Here is a 26743-nt window from a genome sequence, read left to right as displayed (position 1 = left end):
CACCAACCCCTCCGTCCGCGGCACAGGACTCACGGAGAGCCACCAGGTGGTCCCCGCGACGCACCCCGGGTGACCGCCCGAGGCCCGGCATCCGTCGCCACGATCGCGGTGTCCCCGCTCGTGTCGGTCCGCAACACCAGCACCCCGGCCCGTGCGAGCAGTCGCATTATGAACGGACTGGGATGCCCGTAGCGGTTCCCGGCCCCGACACTCACCAGCGCGATCCGCGCCCGCGTCGCCGAGAACAACTCCGGCGACGTGTACCGCGAACCGTGATGCGGCACCTTGATCACCTCCGCGGACAGGTCCGCCCGTCCGTCGAGCAACCGTGCCTGTGCGGACAACTCCACGTCCCCGCTCAGCAACACCCGCCCAGCCGGCGTGCTCGCCCGCAACACCAACGACGCGTTGTTGATCTCCGTACCGTCCGACTCCGCCGCCGGCATCACCTCCTCCTCGTCCGGCGCCAACACCTCGATCACCAACCCCGGCCAGCTCAGCCGCTGCCCGGCGGTCAACTGCACCACCGGCACCCCGGCGTCCCGCGCCTGCCGTCGCACCTCCTCCCAAGCCCAACGCGGTTCCCGGGCCCGGCTGAGGCCCACAGCCCCCACAGCCCGGTCCGACAGCACCGCCTCCAGTCCACCGACGTGGTCCGCGTGCAGGTGGCTCAGCACCACCAACGGCACACGCGACACGTCCAGCCGGTCCAGACACCCGGCGAGCGGCGCCGCCTCCGGCCCGGTGTCGACCACGACCGCTCGGCCCGCGTCGCCCGTCGCGAGCACCAACGCGTCGCCCTGCCCGACGTCACACGCCACCACGGCCCATCCGTCCGGCGGCCAACCAGGCGCGATCACCCGCAACGGCACCACGACGACCAGCAGCCCGGTCAGCAGTAGGGCGATGAGCACCCGCAGCCGCCGTCTGCGCAACACCGCCACCAGCAACACCACGCACCCGGCGAGCAGTACCCCGCCGAGCCACCCCGCCGGCCAGGAGATCACCGCTCCCGGCACACCTGCGGCGTGGTGTGCGACGAGGATCAGCCAGTCCGCCTCCGGACCCGCCAACCGCACCAGCACCTCGGCGAGCCACGGCGACACCGGCGCGGCCACCGCCGCCAGCACTCCCAGCACGGTCGCCGGCGCGACCACTGGCGCCACCAGCAGGTTCGCGCCGATCGCGACAAGACTGACCTCACCCGCGAACCCAGCCACCACCGGCGCCGTGACCAGGTGTGCGGCCGCGGGCACCGCCAGCGCCTCGGCCAACCCTCGCGGCACTCCCCGCCCCGCGAGCCGGTCCGCCCACCTCGGCGCGATCAGCACGAGCCCGCCGGTCGCGAGCACCGACAGCGCGAACCCGATGCTCACCGCCATGGCCGGGTCCCACAGCACCAACCCGATCACCGCGACGGCCAGCGCAGGCAACGCCGCCCGCTGCCGCCCCACCGCGAGAGCCAGCAGCCCGACCGCACCCATCACGCCCGCTCGCAGCACGCTCGGTTCGGGCCCCGCCAGCACCACGAACCCGACCAGCGCGAGCACGGCTCCGGCAGCCGCGGTCCTCGGCCCACACCGCAACGTCCGCAAGAGCAACAGCACCGCCACGCAGACGATCGCCAGGTTGCTGCCACTCACAGCGAGCAGATGGGCGAGCCCTGCCGCCTGGAACTCGTCCACCACCTGCGGAGGCAGTTCATCGGTGTCGCCGACGACCAACGCGGGCAACAGTCCGCGCGGCTCCGCGTCCAGCACAGCCGCCGCATCTCGCAGTCCTGCCCGCAGGGTGTGCGCGATCCGCTGCCACGCCGCTGCCTCACTCACGGCCTCCGGCGGTCCACGCACCCTCAGGACGGCCACGGTCAGCTCGCCCGGCTGAGCCGACGCCATCGCCGCCGTCGCGGTCACCTGCTGCCCCGGGAGCAGCGCACGCCACCGCTCGGCCGGTGCGATCACCACGACCGCCCCTGCCGACCGCACAGGACGACCAGCGACCACCGCACTCACCACCCGAGCCGGCACCACCACGGTCCACACGCCGCCCTGCTGGCCACCGAACCCGGCGGAGAACACCGGCTTAGGCCGCTCAGTGACCTCGACCCGGACGACCGCCGACGCCCCGGCACCCGCGAGCACCCGCAGCGGGTCCTCCGCGGCCGCCCGCAGTCTCAGCGTCCCGACCAGCCCCACCAGCAGGCCGCACACGAGCAACGACCAGGCCATGCCCAATCGCCACCACCTGGCGACCGCCGACCGCCCACGGGACCGGGCCACCACGGCGACACCCACCGCGACCCCGACGAGCCCGCCGACCGCGGTCCACCACCAGCCGAGCAGCAGGCCCGCCATCGTCGCGAACCACACCACAAGAGCCGCGGGCACCAGTCGCCAGTCCTGCCTGCCACCGACGTCGAGCCCCAACCCGCTGATCATCGCGTCACTACCAGGTCCCGCAGCTTTTCGAAGCGGCTCGGCCCGATGCCGTCGATCTCCCGCAGCTGGTCGACGCTGTCGAACCGGCCGTGCTCGGCGCGCCAGTCGACGATGCTCTGCGCGGTCACCGGTCCCACCCCGGGCAACGTGTCGAGATCCGTCAGCGTCGCCGCGTTCAGGTCGATCTTCTCGGGCTCCCCCGGCGCCGTCGCACCCGCAACCGGCTCGGTTCCGGGCGGCGGTGGCACACCGACGTAGATCTGTTCGCCGTCGGCCAGCTTGCGAGCCAGATTGAGCGGACCGAGATCAGCTCCCGGCATCGGTCCGCCGGACTCCCGCAGGGCGTCGGCGACCCGCGCACCTTCCGGCAACGTGACCAGCCCCGGTCGCGAGACCCGGCCCACCACGCTCACCACCATGGACGTCTCCGGCGGCGGCACCGACTCGCTCGCGGCGGCTACCGGCAGCACGGGCGGTGCCTCGTGCTCGGTCCCACCCGACGACACGGCGACGCCGACGGCGACCATGACAGTGAGCACGAGCCCACCGACGACCGCGACGGCCAGCTTCCGCCTGCCTCCACCGGCCGTCTCCGGGGTCCATTCGGCCATCAGCCTGCCCGCCAGGCCACGCCGCCACCACGGCTCGCGCGGCGGTGGCTCGGGCGGATCCACCGACACGTCCTCCCATCCCTGGTCGGGTGGCAGGTCGGCGGTCTCCTCTCGCGGTTCCGCCCGCGCCTGGCCCATCAGGCCGGCGAGACGGTCCCGGGTCGCTTCGGTTCTCCGTTCGCGCCGTGCAGTCGTTTCGATCACGGGTTCGACGATATGCGGGAACGGGTGGGCGGAAGGGTCGGTGGACGTCCGCTGTGGACAACTCGGTGGGCTGTGGACAACTGCCCGTGGCGGGCGGTTTCGGGCGCGGAATTGTCGGTGTGCTGTGAGACGGTGGCGGGTTACCGGTCGGCCGGACAGACCACCACGGCGAGCATGCCCGGACCGGTGTGCGCACCGATCGCCGCGCCGAGCTCCGACACGAGGCACCCGGACAACGGCGCGACCCGCTCGTCCAACCGGGTCGCCAGCTCCACCGCCCGTTCATGGGCGGCGAGGTGATGCACGGCGAGTTCGACGCCGTCCGCCCCGCTGGCCACCGTGGCCTGTTCCGCCAGGTCGACGAGCCGGGACACCGCCCGGTGTGTGGTGCGCACCTTCTCCAACGGCACGATGTGGCCGTCCTTCACGTGCAGTACCGGCTTGACCGCGAGTGCCGTGCCGAAGAACGCGGCCGCCGACCCGATCCGCCCACCTCTGCGCAGGTACTCGAGGGTCTCGACCATGAAGAACGTGGTGGTCCGCGCTGCCGCCACCACCGCTGCCTCCTCGACCGCTTCCCCCGAGCCGCCTGCCGCCGCCACCGTGGCGGCGCGCAGCACGGCGAAGCCGAGCCCCATGACCGTGGTCCGCGAGTCGACGACGCGGACCCGGTCGACGCCGACCTCCTGCGCCGCCAGCCGCGCCGACTCCCAGGTCCCGGACAGCTCCCGGGACAGGTGCACCGACACGACACCGTCCGCGCCCTCGTCGAGCAGCCGCCGGTAGGTCTGCTCGAACTCGTCCGGGTTCGGTCGCGAGGTCGTCACCGTGCGTTTGCCGGTCAGCGCGGCCGCCACGTCGACCGGGCCGATGTCGACCCCGTCCATCCCGGACTGGTCGTCGATCAGCACGTGCAGCGGCACGACGTGCACCGCATGCCGGTTGGCGAAGCCATCCGGCAGGTACGCACTCGAATCGGTGACCACTGCGACCGGCACGGTCGGAGAGCCTACGTGGTCGGTGGCGAAATGAGCGTCATCGCGGCCGGTCGAGCAGAGCTCCTGCCTCATCGGCCAGGGCCTTGCCCACCAGCTCGTGCGCCTCCCAGCCCCAGTGAATGCCGTCCGGGTTGCCCCGGCCGCCCAGTACGTGCTTCCCGACCAGCGAAGCCAGGTCCAGCAGCGGCACACCGGACCGCTCGCCCCATTCGCGGATCGCGGCGGTCCCGAGGAGTCGACCTGTGTGGACGAAGCCATAGGAGCTGGACCGGTGCACCGGCGGCAGGACCGCGACCGCCGGCAGGTCCGGCCGCAACGCGCGGATGGACTCGAGCACCCGGTCCAGGTAGCGAACGGTCAATGCGGGCGGCAGCGCGACAGGGCGGCCCCGCAGAGCCCTGGCCAGCCATGGCTGCGCGGCCACATAGCGGTCGCGCACCCAGCGGCGCAGCGGGTCGGGCCGCAAGTAGCGCAGCCCTTCACGCAGGAAGGTGGGCAGCGGCGAGGGCAGGGTGTCCATGCCGCCGACTCCCAGCACCAGCACGTCCGCCTTCGGCAGCTGCGCCCACACCCCAGGGTCACTCGTGAGAGCCCAGAACGCGTCGCGGGCGGTCCAGCCCGCCCTCGCGAACAGCTCAGCCCGCCCGCCCAGCGCCGCGGCGGCGCGATTGGGCCACAACCGCTCGTCGTCGGCCGGGTAGGGGCCATCCGGTCCGTGGAAACTCAGCGAGTCCCCGAACACCAGAAGGGTGGTCAACCGGTGATGCCCGCGTTGTACGCGATCAGCCGCCAGGACAGGCCGCTGGTCGCTCGCCGCGCAAGCACGACCCAGTGGCAGTTCCCGATGCCACCCAGCTTCGCCCAGGTGGTGACCGGCAGCTCCAGGAGGTACCCGGTCAGCGCGGTGATCAGGCCGCCGTGCGCGCACAGCACCGCGGTGTCCTCAGTGGACTGGTCAAGGTCGGCGACCACCTCGGAGGCACGCGCGGCGACCTCGACCCGCGCCTCACCGCCGGGTGGGGTCCACGTCGAGTCGGTCTGCCAGATCTGCCGGGCACCCGGCCACTGCTCGTCCACCTCGGGGCCGGTCATGCCCTGCCAGAGCCCGAGGTGCGTTTCGCGCAACCGCTTGTCGAACCGCAGCGGCACGCCGGTGGTCTCGGTGAAGATCGTCGCGGTGTCGGTGGCCCGCTTCAGGTCCGACGCGACGACGACGTCCGGCGAGAACCTGGCCAGGGCGGGTACCGCGAACTTGGCCTGGTTACGCCCCACGTCCGTGAGCACGGAGTCCAGCTGGCCCTGCATCCGGCTGGAGGCGTTGTAGTCGGTCTCGCCATGTCGCCACAGGACGAGCCGGCGCAGGGTCACGTCGGCCCGCCCTCAGCGCCGTTCGGCTGGTCGGGCGGGCCATCCGGCTCGAAGTCGATGCGTGGGCAGTCCTTCCACAGCCGCTCCAGGCCGTAGAAGGCACGCTCCTCGGCGTGCTGGACGTGCACCACCACGTCGACGAAGTCGAGCAGCACCCAGCGGCCCTCGCGCGCGCCCTCGCGGCGCACCGGCTTGGTGCCCCTGTCGCGCATCTTCTCCTCGACGTTGTCGACGATGGCGCCGACCTGCCGCTCGTTCGGTGCGGAGGCGATCACGAAGCAGTCCGTGATGACCAGCTGGTCCGACACGTCGAGCACGATCACGTCACTGGCCTTCTTGTCGGCTGCCGCATTGGCGGCGACCAGCGCCAACTCCCGTGCGTCGTGCGTTGCGGCCACGTCACTCCTCGTTCGATTCGTACTGCCGGCGGCGGCAGTTCAACCCTGAGAGAGTACCCGTGCCGAGGCAGTCCGGGTCACGCCTCCCGATAGAGATCTCTCTTGCTGATGTACTGGACGACGCCGTCCGGAACCAGATACCAGACCGGGAGGCCGGACGCGACCCGTTCACGGCACGCCGTCGAGGATATCGCCATCGCGGGCACGTCGATGAGGCTCACCGATCCGGCGGGCAGATGTCTGCTGTCGAGCCGGTAGCCGGGCCTGGTCACGCCCACGAAATGGGCCAGGGAGAACAACTCTTCGGCCTGCCGCCAGGACAGGATCTGTTCGAGCGCGTCCGCGCCGGTGATGAAGAACAGTTCCGCGTCCGGGTGGATCTCGCGCAGGTCGCGGAGTGTGTCGATCGTGTAGGTGGTGCCGCCGCGCTCGACGTCCACCCTGCTCACGGAGAAGCGCGGGTTGGAGGCGGTGGCGATCACCGTCATGAGGTAGCGGTCCTCCGCGGCGCTGACCTTGCGGTGGCTCTTCTGCCACGGCTGTCCCGTCGGCACGAAGATCACCTCGTCGAGGTCGAAGCTGGCCTGGACCTCGCTCGCGGCGACCAGGTGCCCGTGGTGCACGGGATCGAAGGTGCCGCCCATGATTCCGATCCGACGACCTGTCATAGCTGGTCAGCGTACGTGCAGCCGGGTCGGCCGGAATGTGTCACCCACCACTTGTCCGAGCGAAAGTCCCATTCGCACGGCCTTCTCCTGGCCCACTCGCGCCCGATGCGCCATCGTGGGTCCCGTGGACGAGCAAGCACTTCGCAATTCAGCAGAGAACCGGCTCCGTGCCCTCGCGGGCGACGGCGCGACGCTGCGGGAGGACCAGTGGACAGCCATCAAGGCGCTGGTCGTCGACCGCAGGCGGGCGCTCGTCGTACAACGCACCGGGTGGGGCAAATCGGCCGTGTACTTCCTCGCCACGGCGCTGTTAAGGGAACTGGGCAACGGGCCGACGGTGATCGTCTCGCCGCTGCTCGCCCTGATGCGCAACCAGATCGACGCGGCGGCGCGGGCGGGTGTGCACGCGGCGACCATCAACTCGGCGAACCTCGACCAGTGGCAGGACGTCCAGGCCGACGTCCTGGCAGGCCGCATCGACGTGTTGCTGGTCAGCCCGGAGCGGCTGAACAACCCCGACTTCCGGGACACGGTGCTGCCGGAGCTGACCGCGTCGGCAGGCATGCTGGTGGTCGACGAGGCGCACTGCATCTCCGACTGGGGGCACGACTTCCGGCCGGACTACCGCAGGTTGCGCACGTTGCTCACCGAGCTGCCAGCAGGTGTGCCCGTGCTGGCGACAACGGCGACCGCCAACGACCGCGTGGTTCGCGACGTCGCCGACCAGCTCGACCTGGGCAGGAAAGACACGCTGGTGCTGCGCGGTGAGCTGGACCGCGCGAGCCTGCACCTGGGTGTGCTGGATCTGCCGACGCCGCAGGCACGGATGGCGTGGTTGGCCGAGCACCTCGGCGAGCTGCCCGGATCCGGCATCATCTACACGCTGACGGTCGCGTCGGCGCACGAGGTGGCGTCGTTCCTGCGGGACAACGGGTTCGAGGCCGCCGCCTACTCCGGCAAGACCGATACGGCCGAGCGGGAGCGGATCGAGCAGGACCTGCTGGCCAACCGGATCAAGGCCGTTGCGGCGACTTCGGCACTGGGCATGGGTTTCGACAAGCCGGACCTGGGATTCGTGATCCATCTCGGCTCGCCTGCGTCGCCGATCGCGTACTACCAGCAGATCGGCCGAGCGGGGCGTGGCGTCGACCGGGCGGAGGTCCTGCTGTTGCCCGGCACGGAGGACCGGGCGATCTGGAAGTACTTCGCCTCGTTGGCGTTCCCGCCGGAACCCGCTGTGCGGCAGGTGGTCGACGCACTGTCCGCGTCCGGCCGGCCACTGTCCACAGTGGCACTCGAACCGCAGTGCGACCTGTCCCGATCGCGGCTCGAGATGGTCCTGAAGGTACTGGACGTCGACGGGGCGGTACGGCGGGTCAAGGGCGGCTGGGTCGCCACCGGTGGGGATTGGCAGTACGACGGGGAGCGCTACCGCGGCATCGCCGAGGCGAGGGCAGCCGAGCAGCAGACGATGCTCGACTACCAGTCGACGAGCAGCTGCCGCATGGAGTTCCTGTTGCGGCAGCTGGATGATCCGCACGCCACGCCGTGTGGACGGTGCGACAACTGTTCCGGCCCCAGGTGGAGCACCGAGGTCTCGTTGGACCGGGTTCAGGAGGCCGACGAGCGTTTACGCCGTCCCGGCGTCGAGGTCGATCCGCGTCGTCAATGGCCAAGCGGTATGGCCAAGCTCGACGTGCCTCTGTCCGGTCGGATCGGCACCGAGGTGATCGCGGCGCCTGGTAGGGCGCTCGGTCGGTTGACGGATGTCGGGTGGGGCAACCGTTTGCGCGACCTGTTCTCGGCGACCACCGAGGACGGGCCGGTACCGGGCGACATGGTGAACGCCTGCGTGCAGGTTCTGGCGTCCTGGGACTGGGCGGAACGTCCGGTGGGTGTGGTGACGATCGGCTCGCAGAGCAGGCCGAAGCTGGTGTCCAGCCTTGGTGAGCGACTCGCGACAATCGGCCGGCTGACCCTCCTCGGCGAGATCGGCTCGGAACCGTCCGGCGAGCACCGGGCCAACAGCGCGTTGCGCCTGGCTCAGGTGTGGCCGAAGCTGACCGTCGACGCACACCTGGCGGAACGGCTGTTCACGGTGGACGGGCCGGTGCTGCTGGTCGACGATCGTCTCGACACGGGCTGGACGATGACGGTCGCGACCAAGCTGGTGCGAGAGGCAGGTGTGCCCGCGGTCCTGCCGTTCGTGCTGGCAACCACCACCTGAACGCCCACAGACCACCTCCGGTACGCGTACCGCCCACGGGTCAGCGCTGGCCACGTGAACCCGAATCTCCGGAGTCGAGACGCCCTCCGGCGATGGGTGGTGCGCGAACGCGGAAACTCCCGGCACGGCAAGCGTCCGGAGGGTGCGCTTGACGTGTCGTTCCGCGGCCGGCACGACGGAGGTGACGGCACCCAGGCCGGCAACACGGCCGCCCCGGCCCCGGGTGCTGAGCCAGATGGCGACCGCCACTGCCGCTGGGAACGCGGCTCGTTCATTGAGAACTACACAGTGGATAGTCTCAGTCAGCGCCCACGTCGGCGAATGCCTTGCGCCTCAACGGAGACGCGAGCGCGAACACCCGCAGCGCGATCTCGGACATCGAGCGACCCAGCCAGTTGTTCGAGGTCGACTGCTCGGCGGTGCGCACCGGCGGCAGGGCCAGACCTCGCCCTGGGCAGCGGCGTCGGCCCACATGAGGTAACTGGTGGCATTGTCGAAATGGGCCGCGGGCCGTGATTCCCACGCGGAACTGACTGGCCATGCCGCATCGAGCACGACGCCGCTCGACTGCGGCTGGACGTCCCGTCAGTGCCGGAGCGGGACCAGGTCGTCGGCGTGGACGACCTCGCGGCGGTGTTCGGGTGCGAGGTCGGGGCTCGAGTGGCCGATCAGCATGGGCAGCTCGGTGGCGTCGAAGGCGACGACTCCCCTGGCCACGACGTCACCTTGGAGGTTGGTCAGTTCGACCACGTCGCCTGCCTCGAACTCGCCGGTCACCGAGGTGATGCCCGCGGCCAGCAGGGAGCGGCGGCGGTCGACGACGGCCTTGACGGCGCCGTCGTCCAGCTGGAGCTTTCCTCGGGGGTCGGCGGCGTAGGCAAGCCAGAAGCGGCGGGGGGTGAGTCGGCGACCGCCGGTCGCGAAGGCGGTGCCGACGTCGGCGGGGCCGAGTGCGCTGGCGGCATCGGTGGCCGCGGCGAGAAGCACCGGGACACCCGCTGCCGAGGCCAGCCGGGCCGAGGCGAGTTTGGTGGTCATGCCGCCGGTGCCGATGTCCGAGCCCCCGGCGTCGGCCTGCACGTGAGCCACGTCGGAGTGGTCCAGTACCTCGGTGATGCGTTGCGCGCCGGGGCGGCTGGGGTTGCCGTCGTAGAGGGCGTCGACGTCGGAGAGAAGGACCAGTGCGTCAGCGCCGACGAGGTAGGCGACGAGCGCGGCGAGGCGGTCGTTGTCGCCGAAGCGGATCTCCTCGGTGGCGACGGTGTCGTTCTCGTTGACGACCGGCACCACACCCAGCGCCAGCAGGCGGGACAGGGTGCGCTGGGCGTTGCGGTAGTGGGAGCGTCGGACGACGTCGTCCGACGTGAGCAGGACCTGGCCGACGCGGAGGCCGTACCGGGCGAACGACGACACGTAGGCATGGCCGAGCACCAGCTGGCCGACGCTGGCGGAGGCCTGCTGGGTGGCGAGGTCGCGGGGTCGTTTGCTGATGCCGAGCGGTGCGAGACCGGAGGCGATGGCGCCGGAGGACACCAGCACCACCTGGCTGCCCGCGGTGCGGCGGGCAGCCAGGGCGTCGACAAGGGCGTCGAGGCGGGCCGGGTCCAGGCCGCCCTCCGCGGTGGTGAGGGAGGACGACCCGACCTTCACCACGATCCGTCTGGCGGCCGCCACCTTCGACCTGGTCGCGGACAGCACTCCGGTCACGACAACTCGTCGTCTTCCTGCTCGTCGGTCTTGAGGTCGGCCGTCTCCAGGCTCGACGGGGTGCGGCGGGCGATCTTGGCCGCCTTGCGTTCGGCCGCACCGATCCGGTCGTTGCGCTCGAGGCGGGGGTCGCTGCCGCGGTTGTGCATGAGCACGTCGATACCGGCGGGAGTGGTGGGCTCCCAGTCGAAGGTCACGCCGCCGATGGTGACCGGGCAGCCCGGCTTGGCACCACGGTCCGCGAGCACCTTCTCGACGCCGAGCCGGTTCAGGCGGTCGGCGAGGTAGCCGACTGCCTCGTCGTTGTCGAACGCGGTCTGGCGAACCCAGCGCTCGGGGCGCTCGCCCAGGATGATGAAGCCGCCCTCTTGCTCGGGGTCGTCGACGACGGTGAAGCCCGCGTCGTCGACGGCGGTCGGGCGCAGGACGATGCGGCTCGCTTCGAGCGACGGACGGGACGCGCGGTCCTCCTCGACGACCTTTGCGAGGGCAAAGGACAGCTCGCGGAGGCCTTCGTGGCTGGCCGTGGACACCGCGAAGACCTGGAGGCCTCGGGCCTCGAAGTCGGGGCGGACCATCTCCGCGAGGTCCCGGGCGTCCGGCACGTCGATCTTGTTCAGCACCACCACCCGGGGGCGCTCGGCGAGGCTGCCACCGAGGCCGGGCGTGTAGCGGGCCAGCTCCTCCTCGAGCGCGTCCAGGTCGGACACCGGGTCGCGGTCGGGCTCGTAGGTCGCGCAGTCGATGACGTGCACGAGCACGGAGCAGCGCTCGATGTGGCGGAGGAAGTCGAGACCGAGGCCCTTGCCCTGGCTCGCGCCGGGGATGAGACCCGGTACGTCGGCGACGGTGAAGGTGGCGGCGCCCGCCGTGACGACGCCGAGGTTGGGCACGAGCGTCGTGAACGGGTACTCGGCGATCTTCGGGCGTGCCGAGGACAGCACGGAGATCAGGGACGACTTGCCCGCCGACGGGAAACCGACGAGACCGACGTCGGCGACGGAACGCAGCTCGAGCACGAGGTCCGCGGCCTCGCCGGGCTCGCCGAGGAGTGCGAAGCCGGGGGCCCTGCGGGCCTTGGAGGCGAGGGCGGCGTTGCCGAGGCCGCCTCGGCCACCCCTGGCCGCGACGAAGCGGGTGCCGTTGCCGATGAGGTCGGCGAGCACTTCACCGTCCTCGGTGAGCACGACGGTGCCGTCGGGCACCTTCAGTTCGAGGGACTCGCCCGCCGCGCCGTCGCGGTTGCTGCCTTGCCCCTGCTTGCCGTTGGTACCGCGGGCGTGCGGGCGGAAGTGGAAGTCGAGCAGGGTGTGCACCCCGGAGTCGACGACGAGGACGATGTCGCCGCCGTTGCCGCCGTTGCCGCCGTCCGGGCCGCCGAGGGGCTTGAACTTCTCGCGGTGCACCGAGGCGCAGCCGTTGCCGCCGTCGCCCGCGGCGGCGTGGATGACCACGCGATCAACGAATCGGGACACTGCGAAAACCTTCCTGAGAACGCAAAAGAGGGACGGGCCGATTACTCGCCGGCCCGCCCCTCGTGGGGTCTTGCTTCGATCGCGGGCTCAGCCCTCGACCGGGACGATGTTCACGGTCTTGCGACCGCGCTTCTCGCCGAACTGGACCGCGCCCGCGGCCAGGGCGAACAGCGTGTCGTCCTTGCCTCGGCCGACGTTGACGCCCGGGTGGAACTTGGTGCCACGCTGGCGGATCAGGATCTCGCCTGCGTTGACCTCCTGGCCGCCGAAGCGCTTCACGCCGAGGCGCTGGGCGTTGGAGTCGCGTCCGTTGCGGGAGCTGGACGCACCCTTCTTGTGTGCCATGGCTGTTCAGCTCCTACTTGGTCTTGATGCCGGTGACCTCGACACGGGTCAGCTTCTGCCGGTGCCCCTGCCGCTTGTGGTAGCCAGTCTTGTTCTTGAACTTGTGGATGCGGATCTTCGGGCCCTTGGTCTGGGACACGACGACACCGTTCACGGCCACCTTCGCCAGGGCGTCGGAGTCCGTGGTGACCTGGTCCCCGTCGACGACGAGCAGTGCGGGGAACGTGAGCTCGGCGCCCGGCTCACCGTCGAGCTTCTCGACCTCGACGATGTCGCCGACGGCGACCTTGTACTGCTTGCCGCCGGTCTTGACGATCGCGTACATCGGACGCAACTCTCCTGCTACTCGACTGCTTCGGAAAACCTTGGGGCTACGCGGCGACCGGGCGAGATGACACCGGGCTCGCGCACGAGTCGGCCCACCAACGCGGCGGGCCGACCTTCAGGATACGTGCCTGCCTGAACGGGGACCAAACCGGGGTCAGCCATCGCGCTGCGCCGAGACCGGAGGCCCTGCCGGGCGTGACGCCGCACGACGCGGCTGCCTGCGCGGCGGGGTGGACGGAGCGGGCACGGAAGGCTCGACCGGCTCTGCGTGATCAGCAGCACCGTTGGTGCCCTCGTACGGACGCTGAACAGGCTCGGACGGCTCCGAGTCCACCTGGTCGGCATCCGAGCGGCCAATGACCGGCTCAGCGCGATCCTCGGCGGTCTGGGCTGAGGCCGGGTCCGCCTCGGCGACGGCGGGCTCGCTGTGGGCGGGCTCATCCGTCGCGGGACGGTTGGGGACTTGACCGTCGGCCACGGTCTCGTCCGTCGTCTCCGACGGGGCCGGTACCTCGGCGGCCGGCTCGTCGGCCGTCGGAGCCGGGCCGGCGGGGACGCCGTTGGTCTCGGCGCGGCTCGCGGCCGCCTCCGTGCCGTTTGCGTTGCTCGCGGTCCGTGACTCCGAGCGGTTCCGGCTGCGGTGACGGCTGCGTTCGCGCGTGGGCGCTTCCGAGCGGGTTTCGGCCTTCGGCTCCGGCTGGACGTCCGACTGCGCTTCCGGCTGGGCTTCCGGCTGGGCTTCCGGTTCGGCGGTCTCGGGCTCCGCCGACTCGTTCCCGGGGCCCTTCGTGGTGGTGGCCTTCGCGATGTCGCGGACGGCCTCCTTGGCGGCCAGGGCAGCGGCTTCCTTCGCGGCGTCCTTGTTCGGCGCCTTGTCCTTGTCCTTGCCCTCGTCGCCGCGGCCTCGGGAGCGGCGGGTGCTGCCCCGGGACGGCTCGGGGTGCGTGTGGCCATTCGACCCGCCGGGCTTGGTGACCGGGTCGGTCGAGATCAGGACGCCTCGGCCCTTGCAGTGCTCGCAGGTGGTGCCGAACGCCTCGAGCAGACCGGTGCCGACCCGCTTGCGGGTCATCTGCACCAGGCCCAGAGATGTGACCTCGGCCACCTGGTGCCGGGTGCGGTCACGGCCGAGGCACTCCGTCAGCCTGCGGAGGACCAGGTCGCGGTTGGACTCCAGCACCATGTCGATGAAGTCGATGACGATGATGCCGCCGATGTCGCGCAGCCGGAGCTGGCGGACGATCTCCTCGGCGGACTCCAGGTTGTTCCTGGTCACCGTCTCCTCGAGGTTGCCGCCGGAGCCGGTGAACTTGCCGGTGTTGACGTCGATGACGGTCATCGCCTCGGTGCGGTCGATGACGAGGTAGCCGCCGGAGGGCAGCCAGACCTTGCGGTCCAGGGCCTTGAGCAACTGCTCCTCGATGCGGTACTCGGCGAAGACGTCGGCGTTGCCGACGTGCTTGCGGACGCGGTCGGCGAGTTCGGGGGCGACGTGGCGGACGTACGCGTCGACGGTCTCCCAGGCGATGCCGCCCTGGACCACGAGCGCGGAGAAGTCCTCGGTGAACAGGTCGCGGACGACCTTCACCAGCAGGTCCGGCTCCTCGTAGACGAGCGAAGGCGCGCCGACCTTGCGGACGCCGTTGGTGCCCTCGGTCTTGTCCTTGATGACCTGCCACTGGGCCTGAAGCCTGCGGACGTCGCGCGCCAGCTCCTCCTCGCTGATGCCCTCGGAGGCGGTGCGGATGATCACGCCGGCGTCCTCGGGGACGACGCGCTTGAGCACGTCCTTGAGGCGGCGGCGCTCGTTCTCCGGCAGCTTCCTGGAGATGCCGGTGGCGCCACCACCCGGCACGTACACGAGGAAGCGGCCGGGGAGGCTGATCTGGGTGGTCAGGCGCGCACCCTTGTGGCCGACCGGGTCCTTGGTGACCTGGACGAGGACGCTGTCACCCGTCGAAAGGGCCTGCTCGATCTTGCGGGCCTTGCCCTCGAGACCGGCGGCGTCCCAGTCGACCTCACCGGCGTAGAGCACGGCGTTGCGGCCGCGGCCGATGTCGACGAACGCGGCCTCCATCGAGGGCAGCACGTTCTGGACACGGCCCAGGTAGACGTTGCCGACCAGGGACCCGGTGCCCGACGAGGTGACGAAGTGCTCGACGAGCACGCCGTCCTCGAGCACGCCGATCTGGATCCGGTCGCCGCGCTCGCGCACGACCATGGCGCGGTCGACGGCCTCACGGCGGGCGAGGAACTCGGCCTCGGAGAGGATCGGGGCACGACGGCGGCCGGCCTCGCGGCCGTCGCGGCGGCGCTGGCGCTTGGCTTCCAGGCGGGTCGAGCCGCGGACGCTGCGCACCTCGTCGCGGCCGTCGGACTCGCTCTTGTCCTTGTCCTCGCGAGCCTCGCGGACATGCACGACCGTGTTCGGCGGGTCGTCCTCGGTCGGGTTGCCGGCCTCGTCGTCCGCGCCACCGCGGCGGCGGCGCCTGCGGCGACGGCGGCGGGTGGCCGCGTCCTCGCCCTCCGCCGCGTCCTCGTCGGTGTCGTCGGCCTCGGGCTCTTCTTTGGCCTTGCGCCTGCTCGGCTTGTCCGTTTTGTCGACCTTTTCGACCTGCTTGGCGGCAGGCTTCTGCTCGACCTCGTCGGCCTCGTCACCAGCGACGTCGTCCTGGCCACCCTTGCCACGGCCACGCCCACGGCGCCCGCGGCGGCGACGCGGCCTGCCTTCGTCGGAATCGTCGGCGTCCTCGGAATCGTCGACCTCGTCCTCGACTGGCTCCGGCTCGGGCTCCGGCTCGTCCTTGGGGCGGACAGCCACGCGGGGAGGCGCGGCGGGCGGCTCTGGCGGGAGGAACAGCGGCGACGCCGACGCGAACACCGGCGTCGGCGGCGTGGTCCTGGTCGACTGCGACTCGGCGACCTGGGCACGTGGGGCCGGGGGCTCGCTGAAGCCCGGCGTGCCCGCGACGTGGGGCGAGCCCTGAGCCCCGGCGGCCGGAGTCGTCGTCTGCGGCGCGACCCGCGCGGCCTGCTCGGTCGCGGCTTGTTCAGTGGCCGCCTGCTCGGCGTCGGCCGGGTCGGCCGCCGTCACGCCCAGCGACTCGGCCACTCGAAGTGCCAGCTCCCGGTCGATGCTCGACTGGACGCTGCGGCCGTCGGCACCGAGCGCGGTGACGGCGGCGAGCACCTCGCGGCTGCTGCGACCCAGCAGTTTGGCGAGCGCGTGCACGCGGAGCCTGGCTGGCAGGTCCGCGAGCGCGGCGGCGATTGGTGTGGTGGGTGTGGTGGTGTCCCCGCCGGTGTTTCCGGCAGGCGTCGACATATCCGACATGTAGCTCCTTCACCCCCGGGCGCGTCCATCAGCGCCGGCGCCGTCAGGCACCAGCACTCTCGGACGCGGCCACACAGGGGCCTCGTTGTCCTCGCCTCACCGTGCTCCTCCCGGTGAAGCGTGCTGTCTTTTCCGCCGCTGTGCGGCGGGAATCCTCGCCTCTCGCCGTGTGCACCGGGCCTTCCCGGCGAGCACGGCAGGTCAGTCACAACGTCGCGTTGAGCGTCACCCGCACGCCGAAGCCCGCGCGGCCCGGTCTGGGGCCAACGGGTCGGACAGACCTCCGCTGTCGTCGAGCCGTCCCTGGGCCATCCGGGTCGCCTTCGCGGGCACCGGCGGTTCCAGAGCAGCGACGACGCGAAGCGCACTCAACACGTCGTCCGGTCGAACAGCAGGTGTCAGCTGCCGGACAACCACGACGAGTATCCCACATGGTCCGGGTTGAGTGGTTGAAGGAGACACGACCGGGTCATCTTCGACCCATCCGGTGACGATCGCGGAGCGTGCGTCGATCGTGCGCATTCCGTGCTTGGTCAGGCGCTCGACCTCGACAACCTCCGCCGCGACGAGTCCCTCCCACGCCGCTTTGAGCGTGTCGGACGCCACGCCGGGAATTTCGATCCGCCACCGGCTGGCCTCCATGCGGTCCGCGAGCGCCTCTCCACCGGTGCCGACCGGCACACCGACGGCCTCCAGCAGGTCCAGCCCGGGTGGCATCGCCGCGTCCAGGACGCGGACCAGCTCGTCCGGTTCGAGCACCTCGACCAGCTGTATCTCGACGTACTCGGCCTCACTCGCGACCCCCGTCGGCGAGGCACCGATCCAGGAGACCTTCGGATGCGGGTTGAAGCCCTGGGAGTACGCCATCGGCACCCGTGCCCGGCGCAACGCGCGCTCGAACGCGCGTGCGACGTCCCGGTGTGAGGTGAACCTCAGCGGGCCGCGCTTGGCGTACCGGAGCCGCAGCTTCTGTACCGCCGAGGCGGAGGGGTTCGGACGGTCGTCGCGGGTCAGCGCTACTCCTTCTGGTGGTATCCGGCTGGTCCGGTGGTGTTCCCTCGGGAATGCTGGCACCGTACCCCCAGGTCCAATTCGGGCGGCGAGCTTGTCTGTCGAGCGGCAATCTGGCTACCGTCCGGGCATTGGAGTGCCGGCCCCCGAACCGGCCGCCCCAACTAATGGAGGTCACCCGTGCCTCTGCTGCGCCGTCTACCGGCGGCAGCGGTCAGTGCCGCGGTGTTCGCGACGTCCCTGGTGACGACCGGTGTGAGCGCGAGCGCCCAGGCGGTGACCCCACCGCCCGACGCGTGCTCTACAGGCAACGCCGAGCTCCGGTACCTGGTCCTGCTCGAGCCCGGCACCGCCCAGCCGGAGGCCGTGAACGAGATCGCGGCGGCATGCGGTGCGCTCACCGTCTACTACCCACAGATCGCCGTAGCGGTGGCCAGCTCGTCCGACGACGACTTCGCCGAGCGGATGGGCACCGATCGGGCGTTCAGCGCCGAAGAGGCCCTGGCGGCGCAGCAAGGCCCCCGCAAGGACGAGACCGCCGCGATGGCGACCACGTCCTCCAACCCGACCGAAGTGGACGAAACGGACCGCACCGGCGAGCAGTGGGACATGACGATGATCGGCGCGGACCGGGCGCGCCGGATCAACCCGGGCAGCAAAGACGTCGTGGTGGGCGTACTCGACTCGGGAGTCGACCCGAACCACCCCGACCTGAGCGCGGCACTGGATCGCTCGGTGTCGGCGGGCTGCCTGTCCGGAAAGGCCGACCCGGCACCCACCGCGTGGGAGCCGACGACCTCGCCACACGGGACACACGTCGCGGGCACGATCGCGGCCGCCGACGACGGCCGCGGCACCACGGGTGTCGCGCCCGGCGTGCGGATCGCGTCGGTGAAGGTGGTCGACGACCAGGGCTACATCCTCCCGGAGTACGCGGTGTGCGGGCTGATGTGGGCCACCACCAACAAGATGAAGGTCACCAACAACAGCTACTTCGTCGACCCCTGGCTGATGACGTGCGACCGGGACAGTGAGCACGTCGTGTTCGAGTCGGTCCGGCGTGCGGTGGACTACGCGACGCAGCACGGCGTGCTGACCGTCGCGGCGGCCACGAACGAGGGCGCCGACCTGGCCGACCCGAGTGGACGGACCACCGACAACCCGGCCGCCTCCGGCAAGGCGGAACGGCGCACGCTGGACGGCAGCTGCAAGGTGCTGCCTGCGGGGCTGCGCGGCGTGGTGGCCGTGTCGGCGGTGGGCCGCAACGAGCTGAAGTCCAGTTACAGCTCCTACGGGCTCGGCGTGGTCGACGTGACCGCGCCCGGCGGCGAGACGAAACCGAAGGCGTACGACCCGTCGGGTGCCAAGCAGCAGGAGAACGACTGCGTGCTGTCCACGGTGCCGGGCGGCTACGACCGGTTCTGCGGCACGTCGATGGCCGCCCCGCACGTCGCCGGTGTCGCCGCGCTCATCGCGTCGGAGAACCCGGAAGCGACGTCGCAGACGATCACGAAGATGCTGACCGAGGAAGCGGAGCCGCTGCCCTGCCCGGCCGACTACGACCTGGACGACACCGGGGCGCAGGACGCCTATTGCACGGGCTACAAGCCGTACAACGGGTTCTACGGCCACGGTCTGGTCGACGCGTTGGCAGCGGTCACCGGCCGCTGACGACTACACGGGCGTCAGCGGCAGCAGCTTCCGCCCGGTGGGGCCGATCTCGATGTCGGTACCCATGGCCGGGCAGACACCGCAGTCGAAGCACGGGGTCCAGCGGCAGTCGTCCAGCTCCTGCTCGGACAGCGCGTCCTGCCAGTCGTCCCACAGCCAGCCCTTGTCGAGGCCCGAGTCGAGGTGGTCCCACGGCAGGACCTCGTCCTCGGTGCGCTCCCGCGTGGTGAACCAGCCGATGTTGACGCCCAGCGGCTCGAGCTCGGCCGCGGCGGCGGTGGTCCAGCGCTCGTAGGAGAAGTGCTCGCTCCAGCCGTCGAAACGGCCGCCTTCACGCCAGACGCGCTCGATGACGCGGCCAACGCGACGGTCCCCGCGGGACAGCAGTCCTTCGATGAGGCTGGGCTTGCCGTCGTGGTACCGCATGCCGATGTTGCGGCCGAGGCCGCGGTCGGAGTTCACGGCCTCCCGCAGCTTGCGCAGACGGGAGTCGACCGTGTCCGGGTCGCACTGCGGGGCCCACTGGAACGGCGTGTGCGGCTTGGGGACGAACCCGCCGATCGAGATCGTGCAGCGGATGTCCTTGCGGCCGCTGGCTTTCCGGCCCGCGCGGATGACCTCCTGGGCCATCGCGGCGATCTGCAGGACGTCGTCGTCGGTCTCGGTCGGCAGACCGCACATGAAGTACAGCTTGACCTGCCGCCAGCCGTTGGCGTACGCGGCGCTGACCGTGCGGATCAGGTCGGCTTCGGACACCGTCTTGTTGATGACGCGGCGAATCCGCTCGCTGCCACCTTCTGGCGCGAAGGTCAGCCCTGAGCGGCGGCCGTTGCGGGACAGTTCGTTCGCGAGGTCGATGTTGAACGCGTCGACCCGGGTGGACGGCAGCGACAGACCTGTGTTGGTGCCCTCGTACCGGTCCGCGAGACCCTTGGTGACCTCGGCGATCTCCGAGTGGTCCGCACTGGACAGCGAGAGGAGACCGACCTCCTCGAAGCCGCTCGCCTCCAGACCCCTGTGGACCATCTCGCCGATGCCCTGGATCGACCGCTCGCGCACCGGACGGGTGATCATGCCGGCCTGGCAGAACCGGCAGCCGCGGGTGCAGCCGCGGAAGATCTCGACGCTCATCCGCTCGTGCACGCTCTCGGCGAGCGGGACCAGCGGCTGCTTCGGGTACGGCCACGCGTCGAGGTCCATCGTCGTGCGCTTGGCCACCGTCGCGGGCACCCGGTCCCGGTTGGGCGTGACCGGGTTCAGCGCGCCGGCGTCGTCGAAGGTGACGTCGTAGAACTTGGGGACGTACACGCCGCCGGTCTCGGCGAGCCGGGTCAGCAGCTCGTCGCGGCCGCCCGGGCGGCCCTCCTGCTTCCAGGTCCGGACCAGGTCGGTGATCTCGAGGACCGCTTCCTCGCCGTCGCCGAGCACCGCCGCGTCGACGAAGTCGGCGATCGGCTCCGGGTTGAACGCGGCGTGGCCGCCCGCGATCACGATTGGGTGCTCGTCGGTGCGGTCCACCGCGTGCAGTGGGATGCCGCCGAGGTCGAGCGCGGTCAGGAGGTTGGTGTAGCCCAGCTCGGTCGAGAAGCTGACGCCGAGGAGGTCGAAGGCACCGAGCGGGCGGTGGGCGTCCACGGTGAACTGCGGGACGCCGTGCTCCCGCATGAGGGCCTCGAGGTCCGGCCACACGGCATACGTGCGCTCGGCCAGCACGTCGGGGAGTTCGTTGAGCACCTCGTACAGGATCATGACGCCCTGGTTGGGCAGCCCGACCTCGTACGCGTCCGGGTACATCAACGCCCACCGCACGGTGGTGGCGTCCCAGTCCTTGACGGTGGAGTTCAGCTCCCCACCGACGTACTGGACCGGCTTGGACACCCTGGGCAGCAACGGCTCCAGACGGGGAAAGACGGACTCGGCACTCATAGTGGCCCAAGAGTAACCCGCCTGGTCGGCGGCGTCGGGTGGCGGCTCCTCGGGCCTCGGCGGGGCTGGGTCGCGGAATGGCCACGCGACGTGGCGACGTGTGTTGCGAACGTGATCGCGCAGGCGGATAGTTGAGCCCTGAACCATCCCCTTCGACGGAGGTCGGTATGGACGTCGTCGCTCTCATAGGCCGGATTCTGTTCGCGCTCCTGTTCCTCGGATCGGCCTTCGGCCACCTCGCCAAGGCCGACGCCATGGCCGGGTACGCCGCGTCCCGCGGACTGCCACAGCCCAAGCTCGCCGTGCTCGGCAGCGGCGTGCTGATGCTCGTCGGCGCACTGCTGGTGCTGCTCGGGATCTGGATCGACCTCGGCGCCCTCCTGCTCGTGATCTTCCTGATCCCGACGGCGGTCCTGATGCACCCGTTCTGGAAGGAGACCGACGCGATGGCCAAACAGAATGAGATGATCGCGTTCCAGAAGGACATCGCGCTCGCCGGCGCCGCGCTGCTGATCCTCGCGCTGTACGCGGGCTACGGCAGCGAGCTCGGCATCACGATCACCGGTCCGCTGTTCTGACACTGCGGCGCCCTGCTGCCGCGGCGTCAGCGCAGCAGCAGGGCGCCCAGCCTGCGTGCCGCGACGACCACCCCCAGGGCGACCATCGCCACGAAGTACGCGACGTGCCACAGCAGGCCGACCTCGACCACCCCGGCACACAGTGCCCGCATCAGCTCGATCGCGTGGTACAGCGGAAGGCACTGCACCACCACGCGGACGAACGCGGGGTAGACGTCCAGCGGGAAGAACGTCGTGGAGAACAGGAACATCGGCATCAGGGCCAGCTGGATGAGGTCGAAGTCCTGCCAGGACCGCATGAACGTCGTGCAGGCCATGCCCACCGCGGCGAAGGAGAACGCCACCAGCAGCGCGGCGGGCAACGCGAGCAGCGCCCACGCCGACGTCAGCAGTCCCATCGCCGCCATGACGGTCAGGAACCCGCCCGCGTACAGGCCGCCACGCAGCAGTGCCCACGCGATCTCGCCGATGGCGACGTCGACCGGACCCAGCGGGGTCGCCAGCATCGCGTCGTACAGCTTGGCGTACTTGAACTTGAAGAAGATGTTGAACGTCGCGTCGTACACGGCGCCGTTCATCGCGGACGCGGCGAGCAGGGCGGGCGCCACGAACGTGACGTAGCTGACGGGTTCGCCGCCAGGCCCGGCCACGTCACCGACCAGCGCGCCGAAACCGATGCCCATGGCGAACAGGTAGAACAGCGGCTCGCAGAACCCGGACACGACCGCGAGCCAGGCCCGCCGGTTCACCAGCAGCGACCGCTCCACGAGCACGCGGGCGCGACCCGCGTACATGCCCGTCGGCAGCACCCGCAGCAGCAACCCGTCCCCTGCCGTCATCACGCGGCCAGCCTTCTGGTGAACGTGCGGACGCCGAACCAGGTGCCGACCGCCAGCAATGCCAGCAGGTACGCGACGTGGCCGGCGGCGGCGAGCAGTGACAGGTCACCGAAGGCGGCGCCGCGGCTCAGTTCCGTGCCGTGCCACAGCGGCGTGATCCACGCGAACGGCCGCACCCACCCGGGTAGTTGCTCGACCGGGAAGAACGTGCCCGCGAACAGGGTCATCGGCATCACCACGAACCGGAACAGGGCGCTGAACTGCTGTCCTTCTGTCTGCAGGGTCGCGGAGTACGCGGCGATCGGCGCGGAGAGCGCGAGCCCGGTGAGGATCGACACCGCCAGCGAACCCAGCACGCCGAACCCGGTGAGCGCGCCCAGCGCGGCCGCCACGACCAGGTAGGCGGCACCCGAGACGCCGAGACGCAGGCCCACCCACGTCAGGTGCCCGGCGAAGATCTGGGCCGGGGTGATGGGCGACGCGGCGATGCCGAGATAGGTCTGCTGCCACTTGAACGCCGACAGGATCGGGTAGGTCGACTCGAACGCGGCGATCTGCACGGAGGTCGCCGCGAGGAGCGCGGGTGCCAAGTACACCACGTACTCGAGGCCGCCGGTCGCGGCGGTGGGCTCGATCTGCGACCCGAGGCCGAACCCGAGCGCGAGCAGGAAGAGCACGGGCTGGCCGACGCTGGACACCACGGTGGCGCGCCAGTTGCGCCGGTACCAGGTCCACATCCCCTCGACGACGATGAACGCCGCGTGCGCCGACCCGACGACCCGGCCGTCTCCCTGCACCATTTGCTCGTCCTCCTCGCCCATCATCACCGCCAATCGGGGGAGGGCGGAAGGACCATCCGGATGATGAACCACATTCCGTATTTGAAGCTTCACCCTTTCGCGGGCTGCTCTCGAACGGCCTGCCGGGCCACACTTTCTGGTGGTTCCCTTGCCTTGGAGGAAAACCGCCTGTGGCCCTGCACGCACGTCCCTCACGCCACGACACGACGGCGATCCATTTCCTTTCCGTGGCGGCGGACCTCATGGACGCCTTCCTGCAGGCGGAGCCGGTGGGCGACAGCCAGTCACAACGCCTCGGGCACATCAGCTTCCCGACCGCGCTGGACTGGTTGCGCACCGACGACGTGATCCGGCTCGCGCCGTCGTGGTCCGGTGAGGCGGCACGCCGGCGCGCGTTCTTCAGCAGGTGGGCCACGCGCGGCGACTTCCTGGCGGATGCCGTGGTGTACGCGCTGTTGCGGGAACAGCCTGTGATCCCGGGCCCCCGGCACAACCCGGACGTGCCGGTTTCCCGCTACATCGCGGACGTCACCGACGACCTGCTGTCGAACCTCGTGCAGCACCCGAGGAGCTATCTCGTGCTGCACCTCGCCCCGCTGCTGCCGCGACATCCGCACCTCGCGGCGGCGTTCGCGCCCAGTTCACGGACGGCGAGGCGGGCGTGGACCGACATCTACCGCAGGCTCGCGGACGGCCTCGACATCGTGATGCGTCCCGAGTGGACGTATCAGCGGCTGTCGTCGGTACTCCAAGCCATGCTGGACGGTTTCGTGCTGCGCCACCGGGTCCGTCCGCAACAGCACACGCGCCAGGGCTGGCAGGACGCGAACATGCTGACGGACGCGGTGATCGCGTTGCTGCTCGGCGCGATCGACTGGGATCTGACCGGGATCTCCGGACGGGCCGCGCTCGACGGGCTGACCACGCCGCACCCGGCCTGGCGCGCCTGATTTCCGAGCACACCGTCAAATCACCGGCCGGGACGGCTCCGGGAATCCACTGTGGACGGTTGGTCAGTCGACGAGTGTGCGGCCGGTGAGACGTAGGAACACGTCCTCGAGGGAGCTGCGCCGCACCAGGCTGGACACCGGGTCGACGCCGCGCTGGTGTACCGCGCCGAGCACGGCCTCGCCGTCGGCGGCGTACAGCAGCACCCGGTCGGGCAGGGCCTCGACGCGGTCGGCGAGACCGGTGAGCCGCGCCTCCACGTCAACCGGGTCCTCGCCGGGAGGAAAACGCAGCTCCACCACCTCCTTCGTGGCGTAGCGGCCGATCAGCGCCGTCGGGCTGCCCTCGGCGGCGATCCGCCCGCGGTCCATCACGACGAGCCGGTCGCACAGCTGCTCGGCCTCGTCCATGTAGTGCGTGGTGATGATGAGGGTGACGCCGTTCTGCTTGAGCCGGAACAGCCGGTCCCACAGCAGGTGGCGGGCCTGGGGGTCGAGGCCGGTGGTCGGCTCGTCGAGCAGCAGCAGCTCGGGGTCGTTGATCAGCGAGCGGGCGATGGTGAGCCGCCGTTTCATGCCGCCGGACAGCGACTCGACCTCGTCGTCGGCGCGTTCGGTGAGCTGGGCGAACGTCAGCAGCTCGGCGGCCTTCGCGCGCACGTGCGCCTTCGAGAGGCCGAAGTAGCGGCCGTAGACGTGCAGGTTCTGGCGAACCGTCAGCTCGGTGTCGAGGTTGTCCTGCTGCGGCACGACACCGAGCCGCGCGCGGACGTGCGGGCCCTGGTGATCCGGATCCATGCCGAGGACCCGCAGGTCACCCCCCGAACGCGGGGACACGCAGCCGATCATGCGCATGGTGGACGACTTGCCTGCGCCGTTCGGGCCGAGGAAGCCGAACGCCTCCCCGCGCCGGACCTCGACGTCGATGCCGTCCACCGCCGTCAGGCGCCCGAACCTCTTGACGAGGTCCCGCGCCACGACCAGTTCGTCTCCCACTGTCGGAGCGTAAAGCGCGGCCCTGGACGGGACCTGTCCGTTTAACCCGAGCGGCCGAACCGCGCGGTGAAGCGGTCGAGCTCCGCCTCGAGGGCCTTCACCTTCTCGCGGATCTTGTCGGCCCGCTCGTCCGCGTTGGCAAGCAGCTCGTCGTCGCCACTGGTGACGGTGATGCCGTGGGCCCGCGCGGTGGCGATGAGCGACTGGTTGACGGCCGGGTCGGCGAGGACCAGCGCGGACACCACGCCCGCGTTGAGCTCCTTGCTCCGCCCGAAGGACGCCTTGTAGACGACCTCGGCCGGCACGCGCAGGTCGAGCTCGAACTTCTCGAGCTGGTCCTTGGCGGTGGCGATGGTGACGGTGAGGAGGGCCTGGCCGAGCGCGTCGAGCAGGCGCTTGCGGCCGGGGAACCACGGCATGGGCAGGTTCTCGACCTGCTGCTGGACGGCGTCGCCGACGAGGTAGTCGACGACGTGCCGGGTCCGCACCTCGGTGACCTTCTCCCACGGGACGTCGTCCCCGTCGAAGGCGACCTCCTGCGGCGAGTAGGCGATGCCACCGAAGCGGTTCAGCTTGACGACGAGGCCGCGGACGCGCTTGGGCACCTTCGGGTGCTCGGCGAGCAGGTCACCGACGCCGATGGACCAGTCGCCGGGGATGGGACCGGACGGCGGCCTGCGCCTGGCGAGGAGCTGCTGGAACATCTCGACCAGCTCCTGCACCTCGGCCGCGTCCGCGTGGTCCTCGGGCTCGTCGGCGAGGCTCGGCTCATCGCCACGGGAAGCGGCCGGGGCTTGGTTCGGCGGTGCGGCCTGCGGGACGCCTGCCTGCGGCGTGGCGGGTCCGGCGAACCGCTGAGGAGGCGGACCACCCTGCGGCCCAGCCGGGAAGGCACCGCCGGGCGGGGTGGCCAGACCGGCGGCCGGGGCCTGCGGACCGGGGGCGGATGGGAAGGCGCGGGGCACTCCTGGTGCGGATCCCAGCGGCGCACCGGGCGGTGAGCCGGGGAAGCCGCCCTGCGGCGTCAGCGGGCCGGGCCGGGGCCTGGCAGGGCTGCCGTGCCGGGCGAGACCAGCCGGGGCGGGGCGGGGGCTCTGAGGAGCGGCGGAGCCGGTTGTCTGCGAGCCCGGGATGACCTGGGTGATGTCAGGGTCGTCGTCCGGCACGACCTGCGTGGCGTCGGTGTCCCCGCTCCTGACGATCTGGGTCGCGTCGGGGTCATCGTCGTCGGTCATGCGGCGGGACGCGGATTCCGCGGCGTCCTTGACCTTCTCGGCCGCCTTCTCAGTCGCCGACAGGGCGCCCTTGAGCAGCCCGCGACCGAACCCACCGATGTCTGGCATCTGTACTCCCCCACGTCGAACGGCGCCGCTCACACTAGCGGCCCACCTGCGGTGACGAGGGGCGAATCGCGGGGCTCGGCCGGCAGGCCGAGCCCCGTCACAGGCTCAGACGCCCGGGAACCAGAGGTCGATCTCGCGCTTCGCGGACTCCGGGGAGTCGGAACCGTGGACGATGTTGTACTGGACCTCGATGGCGAAGTCGCCTCGGATGCTGCCGTTCGCCGCCTGCACCGGGTTGGTGGCGCCCGCCAGCTGGCGGAACGCGGCGATGGCGTTGTCGCCCTCGACGACCAGGGCCGCGACCGGGCCGGACGTGATGAACTCCAGCAGCGACTCGAAGAACGGCTTGCTCGAGTGCTCGGCGTAGTGCTGCTCGGCAACACTCCGCTCGACGTTGCGCAGCTCCAGCGCGGCCAGCTTCAGGCCCTTGCGCTCGATGCGGGAGATGACCTCACCGACCAGGCCACGGCTGACGCCGTCCGGCTTGACCAGGACCAGGGTGCGCTCGCTCACGACTGTGGGTACTCCTTCA

The 26743-nt window shown here is 70.8% G+C and carries 24 protein-coding genes; 4 read left to right on the top strand and 20 right to left on the bottom strand.

The features are described from left to right. Window positions 1-29: 29 nt before the first annotated feature. From FHR82_RS04230 to nadD, 7 genes are all read right to left on the bottom strand, one after another. Entirely contained in the window at window positions 30-2438 is a 2409-nt protein-coding gene (locus tag FHR82_RS04230; RefSeq protein ID WP_184808863.1) for a DNA internalization-related competence protein ComEC/Rec2, read from the bottom strand. Next, window positions 2435-3253: a ComEA family DNA-binding protein gene (locus FHR82_RS04225; RefSeq protein WP_311770864.1), complete on the bottom strand. Its 819-nt coding sequence runs from the start codon at window positions 3251-3253 to the stop codon at window positions 2435-2437. The genes FHR82_RS04230 and FHR82_RS04225 overlap by 4 nt, the downstream gene beginning before the upstream one ends. Before the next feature lie 140 nt (window positions 3254-3393). Continuing rightward, on the bottom strand, window positions 3394-4251 hold the full coding sequence (locus FHR82_RS04220; RefSeq protein WP_184808862.1) for a DegV family protein: 858 nt from the start codon (window positions 4249-4251) through the stop codon (window positions 3394-3396). Between the two features lie 37 nt (window positions 4252-4288). Then, window positions 4289-5008: a diglucosylglycerate octanoyltransferase gene (gene octT / locus FHR82_RS04215; RefSeq protein ID WP_184808861.1), complete on the bottom strand. Its 720-nt coding sequence runs from the start codon at window positions 5006-5008 to the stop codon at window positions 4289-4291. Beyond that, the gene (locus FHR82_RS04210; RefSeq protein ID WP_184808860.1) at window positions 5005-5619 is read right to left on the bottom strand and encodes a histidine phosphatase family protein; all 615 of its coding nucleotides are present in this window, start codon (window positions 5617-5619) and stop codon (window positions 5005-5007) included. Before FHR82_RS04210 ends, octT begins: the two co-directional genes overlap by 4 nt. Continuing rightward, window positions 5616-6017 (bottom strand): ribosome silencing factor, encoded by a 402-nt coding sequence (gene rsfS / locus FHR82_RS04205; protein WP_184808859.1) that lies wholly within the window; start codon window positions 6015-6017, stop codon window positions 5616-5618. Before rsfS ends, FHR82_RS04210 begins: the two co-directional genes overlap by 4 nt. Window positions 6018-6094: 77 nt before the next feature. Beyond that, window positions 6095-6685, bottom strand: a complete 591-nt coding sequence (gene nadD / locus FHR82_RS04200; protein WP_184808858.1) for a nicotinate-nucleotide adenylyltransferase — start codon at window positions 6683-6685, stop codon at window positions 6095-6097. Window positions 6686-6809: 124 nt separating this feature from the next. On the opposite strand from nadD, the gene FHR82_RS04195 reads away from it, so the two are divergent. Beyond that, a complete protein-coding gene (locus FHR82_RS04195; protein ID WP_311770863.1) occupies window positions 6810-8912 on the top strand; it encodes a RecQ family ATP-dependent DNA helicase in 2103 nt (700 codons plus the stop codon). Window positions 8913-9210: 298 nt separating this feature from the next. On the opposite strand, the gene FHR82_RS45640 is transcribed toward FHR82_RS04195, so the two are convergent. The 7 genes from FHR82_RS45640 to FHR82_RS04165 form a co-directional block, all read right to left on the bottom strand. Continuing rightward, window positions 9211-9339, bottom strand: a complete 129-nt coding sequence (locus tag FHR82_RS45640; RefSeq protein WP_260417888.1) for a hypothetical protein — start codon at window positions 9337-9339, stop codon at window positions 9211-9213. 158 nt (window positions 9340-9497) lie between these two features. Next, complete coding sequence (proB, locus tag FHR82_RS04190) at window positions 9498-10607, bottom strand: glutamate 5-kinase (RefSeq protein ID WP_184809297.1); 1110 nt, start codon at window positions 10605-10607, stop codon at window positions 9498-9500. A gap of 8 nt (window positions 10608-10615) precedes the next feature. Then, window positions 10616-12094 carry a GTPase ObgE gene (obgE, locus tag FHR82_RS04185; protein ID WP_184808856.1) on the bottom strand — a complete coding sequence of 493 codons (1479 nt, stop codon included), beginning with the start codon at window positions 12092-12094 and terminating at the stop codon, window positions 10616-10618. An 87-nt stretch (window positions 12095-12181) separates the two neighbouring features. Next, entirely contained in the window at window positions 12182-12439 is a 258-nt protein-coding gene (gene rpmA, locus FHR82_RS04180) for a 50S ribosomal protein L27 (RefSeq protein ID WP_184808855.1), read from the bottom strand. Window positions 12440-12452: 13 nt separating this feature from the next. Further along, complete coding sequence (gene rplU, locus FHR82_RS04175) at window positions 12453-12764, bottom strand: 50S ribosomal protein L21 (protein WP_184808854.1); 312 nt, start codon at window positions 12762-12764, stop codon at window positions 12453-12455. Window positions 12765-12920: 156 nt separating this feature from the next. Next, on the bottom strand, window positions 12921-16100 hold the full coding sequence (locus FHR82_RS04170) for an Rne/Rng family ribonuclease (protein ID WP_184808853.1): 3180 nt from the start codon (window positions 16098-16100) through the stop codon (window positions 12921-12923). Between the two features lie 225 nt (window positions 16101-16325). After that, a complete protein-coding gene (locus FHR82_RS04165; protein ID WP_184809296.1) occupies window positions 16326-17114 on the bottom strand; it encodes a TIGR03936 family radical SAM-associated protein in 789 nt (262 codons plus the stop codon). A 177-nt stretch (window positions 17115-17291) separates the two neighbouring features. On the opposite strand from FHR82_RS04165, the gene FHR82_RS04160 reads away from it, so the two are divergent. Further along, on the top strand, window positions 17292-18782 hold the full coding sequence (locus tag FHR82_RS04160) for a S8 family peptidase (protein ID WP_184808852.1): 1491 nt from the start codon (window positions 17292-17294) through the stop codon (window positions 18780-18782). A gap of 3 nt (window positions 18783-18785) precedes the next feature. Here the strand turns inward: FHR82_RS04160 and FHR82_RS04155 are convergent, their stop codons facing one another. Then, window positions 18786-20708, bottom strand: coding sequence for a TIGR03960 family B12-binding radical SAM protein (locus FHR82_RS04155; protein WP_184808851.1), 1923 nt, complete (start codon window positions 20706-20708; stop codon window positions 18786-18788). Window positions 20709-20875: 167 nt separating this feature from the next. Between FHR82_RS04155 and FHR82_RS04150 the strand changes: the two genes are divergently transcribed. Further along, window positions 20876-21286 (top strand): DoxX family protein, encoded by a 411-nt coding sequence (locus FHR82_RS04150; protein ID WP_184808850.1) that lies wholly within the window; start codon window positions 20876-20878, stop codon window positions 21284-21286. A gap of 26 nt (window positions 21287-21312) precedes the next feature. Here the strand turns inward: FHR82_RS04150 and FHR82_RS04145 are convergent, their stop codons facing one another. Together FHR82_RS04145 and FHR82_RS04140 are read right to left on the bottom strand one after the other, a co-directional pair. Continuing rightward, a complete protein-coding gene (locus tag FHR82_RS04145) occupies window positions 21313-22125 on the bottom strand; it encodes an ABC transporter permease (protein ID WP_184809295.1) in 813 nt (270 codons plus the stop codon). Continuing rightward, the gene (locus tag FHR82_RS04140; RefSeq protein WP_225943953.1) at window positions 22125-22925 is read right to left on the bottom strand and encodes an ABC transporter permease; all 801 of its coding nucleotides are present in this window, start codon (window positions 22923-22925) and stop codon (window positions 22125-22127) included. Before FHR82_RS04140 ends, FHR82_RS04145 begins: the two co-directional genes overlap by 1 nt. A gap of 227 nt (window positions 22926-23152) precedes the next feature. On the opposite strand from FHR82_RS04140, the gene FHR82_RS04135 reads away from it, so the two are divergent. Beyond that, complete coding sequence (locus tag FHR82_RS04135; protein WP_184808849.1) at window positions 23153-23875, top strand: hypothetical protein; 723 nt, start codon at window positions 23153-23155, stop codon at window positions 23873-23875. Window positions 23876-23938: 63 nt separating this feature from the next. Here the strand turns inward: FHR82_RS04135 and FHR82_RS04130 are convergent, their stop codons facing one another. The 3 genes from FHR82_RS04130 to ndk form a co-directional block, all read right to left on the bottom strand. Further along, a complete protein-coding gene (locus tag FHR82_RS04130; protein ID WP_184808848.1) occupies window positions 23939-24868 on the bottom strand; it encodes an ABC transporter ATP-binding protein in 930 nt (309 codons plus the stop codon). Between the two features lie 41 nt (window positions 24869-24909). After that, window positions 24910-26211 carry a hypothetical protein gene (locus FHR82_RS04125; protein WP_184808847.1) on the bottom strand — a complete coding sequence of 434 codons (1302 nt, stop codon included), beginning with the start codon at window positions 26209-26211 and terminating at the stop codon, window positions 24910-24912. Between the two features lie 105 nt (window positions 26212-26316). Further along, on the bottom strand, window positions 26317-26724 hold the full coding sequence (gene ndk / locus FHR82_RS04120) for a nucleoside-diphosphate kinase (protein WP_184808846.1): 408 nt from the start codon (window positions 26722-26724) through the stop codon (window positions 26317-26319). Between the last annotated feature and the right edge of the window lie 19 nt (window positions 26725-26743).

Origin of the sequence: Actinophytocola algeriensis, from assembly GCF_014203735.1 — a bacterium.
In the GTDB taxonomy this organism is placed as follows: domain Bacteria; phylum Actinomycetota; class Actinomycetes; order Mycobacteriales; family Pseudonocardiaceae; genus Actinophytocola; species Actinophytocola algeriensis.
The sequence above is the reverse complement of the archived record's forward strand: the minus strand, read 5'-3'. Positions and strand labels throughout refer to the sequence as shown.

What these genes read in the sequence shown, in the direction of transcription:
- rpmA (WP_184808855.1), bottom strand. Translation starts at nt 12,439, where the DNA reads ATGGCACACAAGAAGGGTGCGTCCAGCTCCCGCAACGGACGCGACTCC.
- FHR82_RS04150 (WP_184808850.1), top strand. Translation starts at nt 20,876, where the DNA reads ATGGACGTCGTCGCTCTCATAGGCCGGATTCTGTTCGCGCTCCTGTTC.
- FHR82_RS04155 (WP_184808851.1), bottom strand. Translation starts at nt 20,708, where the DNA reads ATGAGTGCCGAGTCCGTCTTTCCCCGTCTGGAGCCGTTGCTGCCCAGG.
- nadD (WP_184808858.1), bottom strand. Translation starts at nt 6,685, where the DNA reads ATGACAGGTCGTCGGATCGGAATCATGGGCGGCACCTTCGATCCCGTG.
- FHR82_RS04145 (WP_184809295.1), bottom strand. Translation starts at nt 22,125, where the DNA reads ATGACGGCAGGGGACGGGTTGCTGCTGCGGGTGCTGCCGACGGGCATG.
- FHR82_RS04140 (WP_225943953.1), bottom strand. Translation starts at nt 22,925, where the DNA reads ATGGTGCAGGGAGACGGCCGGGTCGTCGGGTCGGCGCACGCGGCGTTC.
- rplU (WP_184808854.1), bottom strand. Translation starts at nt 12,764, where the DNA reads ATGTACGCGATCGTCAAGACCGGCGGCAAGCAGTACAAGGTCGCCGTC.
- FHR82_RS04230 (WP_184808863.1), bottom strand. Translation starts at nt 2,438, where the DNA reads ATGATCAGCGGGTTGGGGCTCGACGTCGGTGGCAGGCAGGACTGGCGA.
- FHR82_RS04170 (WP_184808853.1), bottom strand. Translation starts at nt 16,100, where the DNA reads ATGTCGGATATGTCGACGCCTGCCGGAAACACCGGCGGGGACACCACC.
- FHR82_RS04125 (WP_184808847.1), bottom strand. Translation starts at nt 26,211, where the DNA reads ATGCCAGACATCGGTGGGTTCGGTCGCGGGCTGCTCAAGGGCGCCCTG.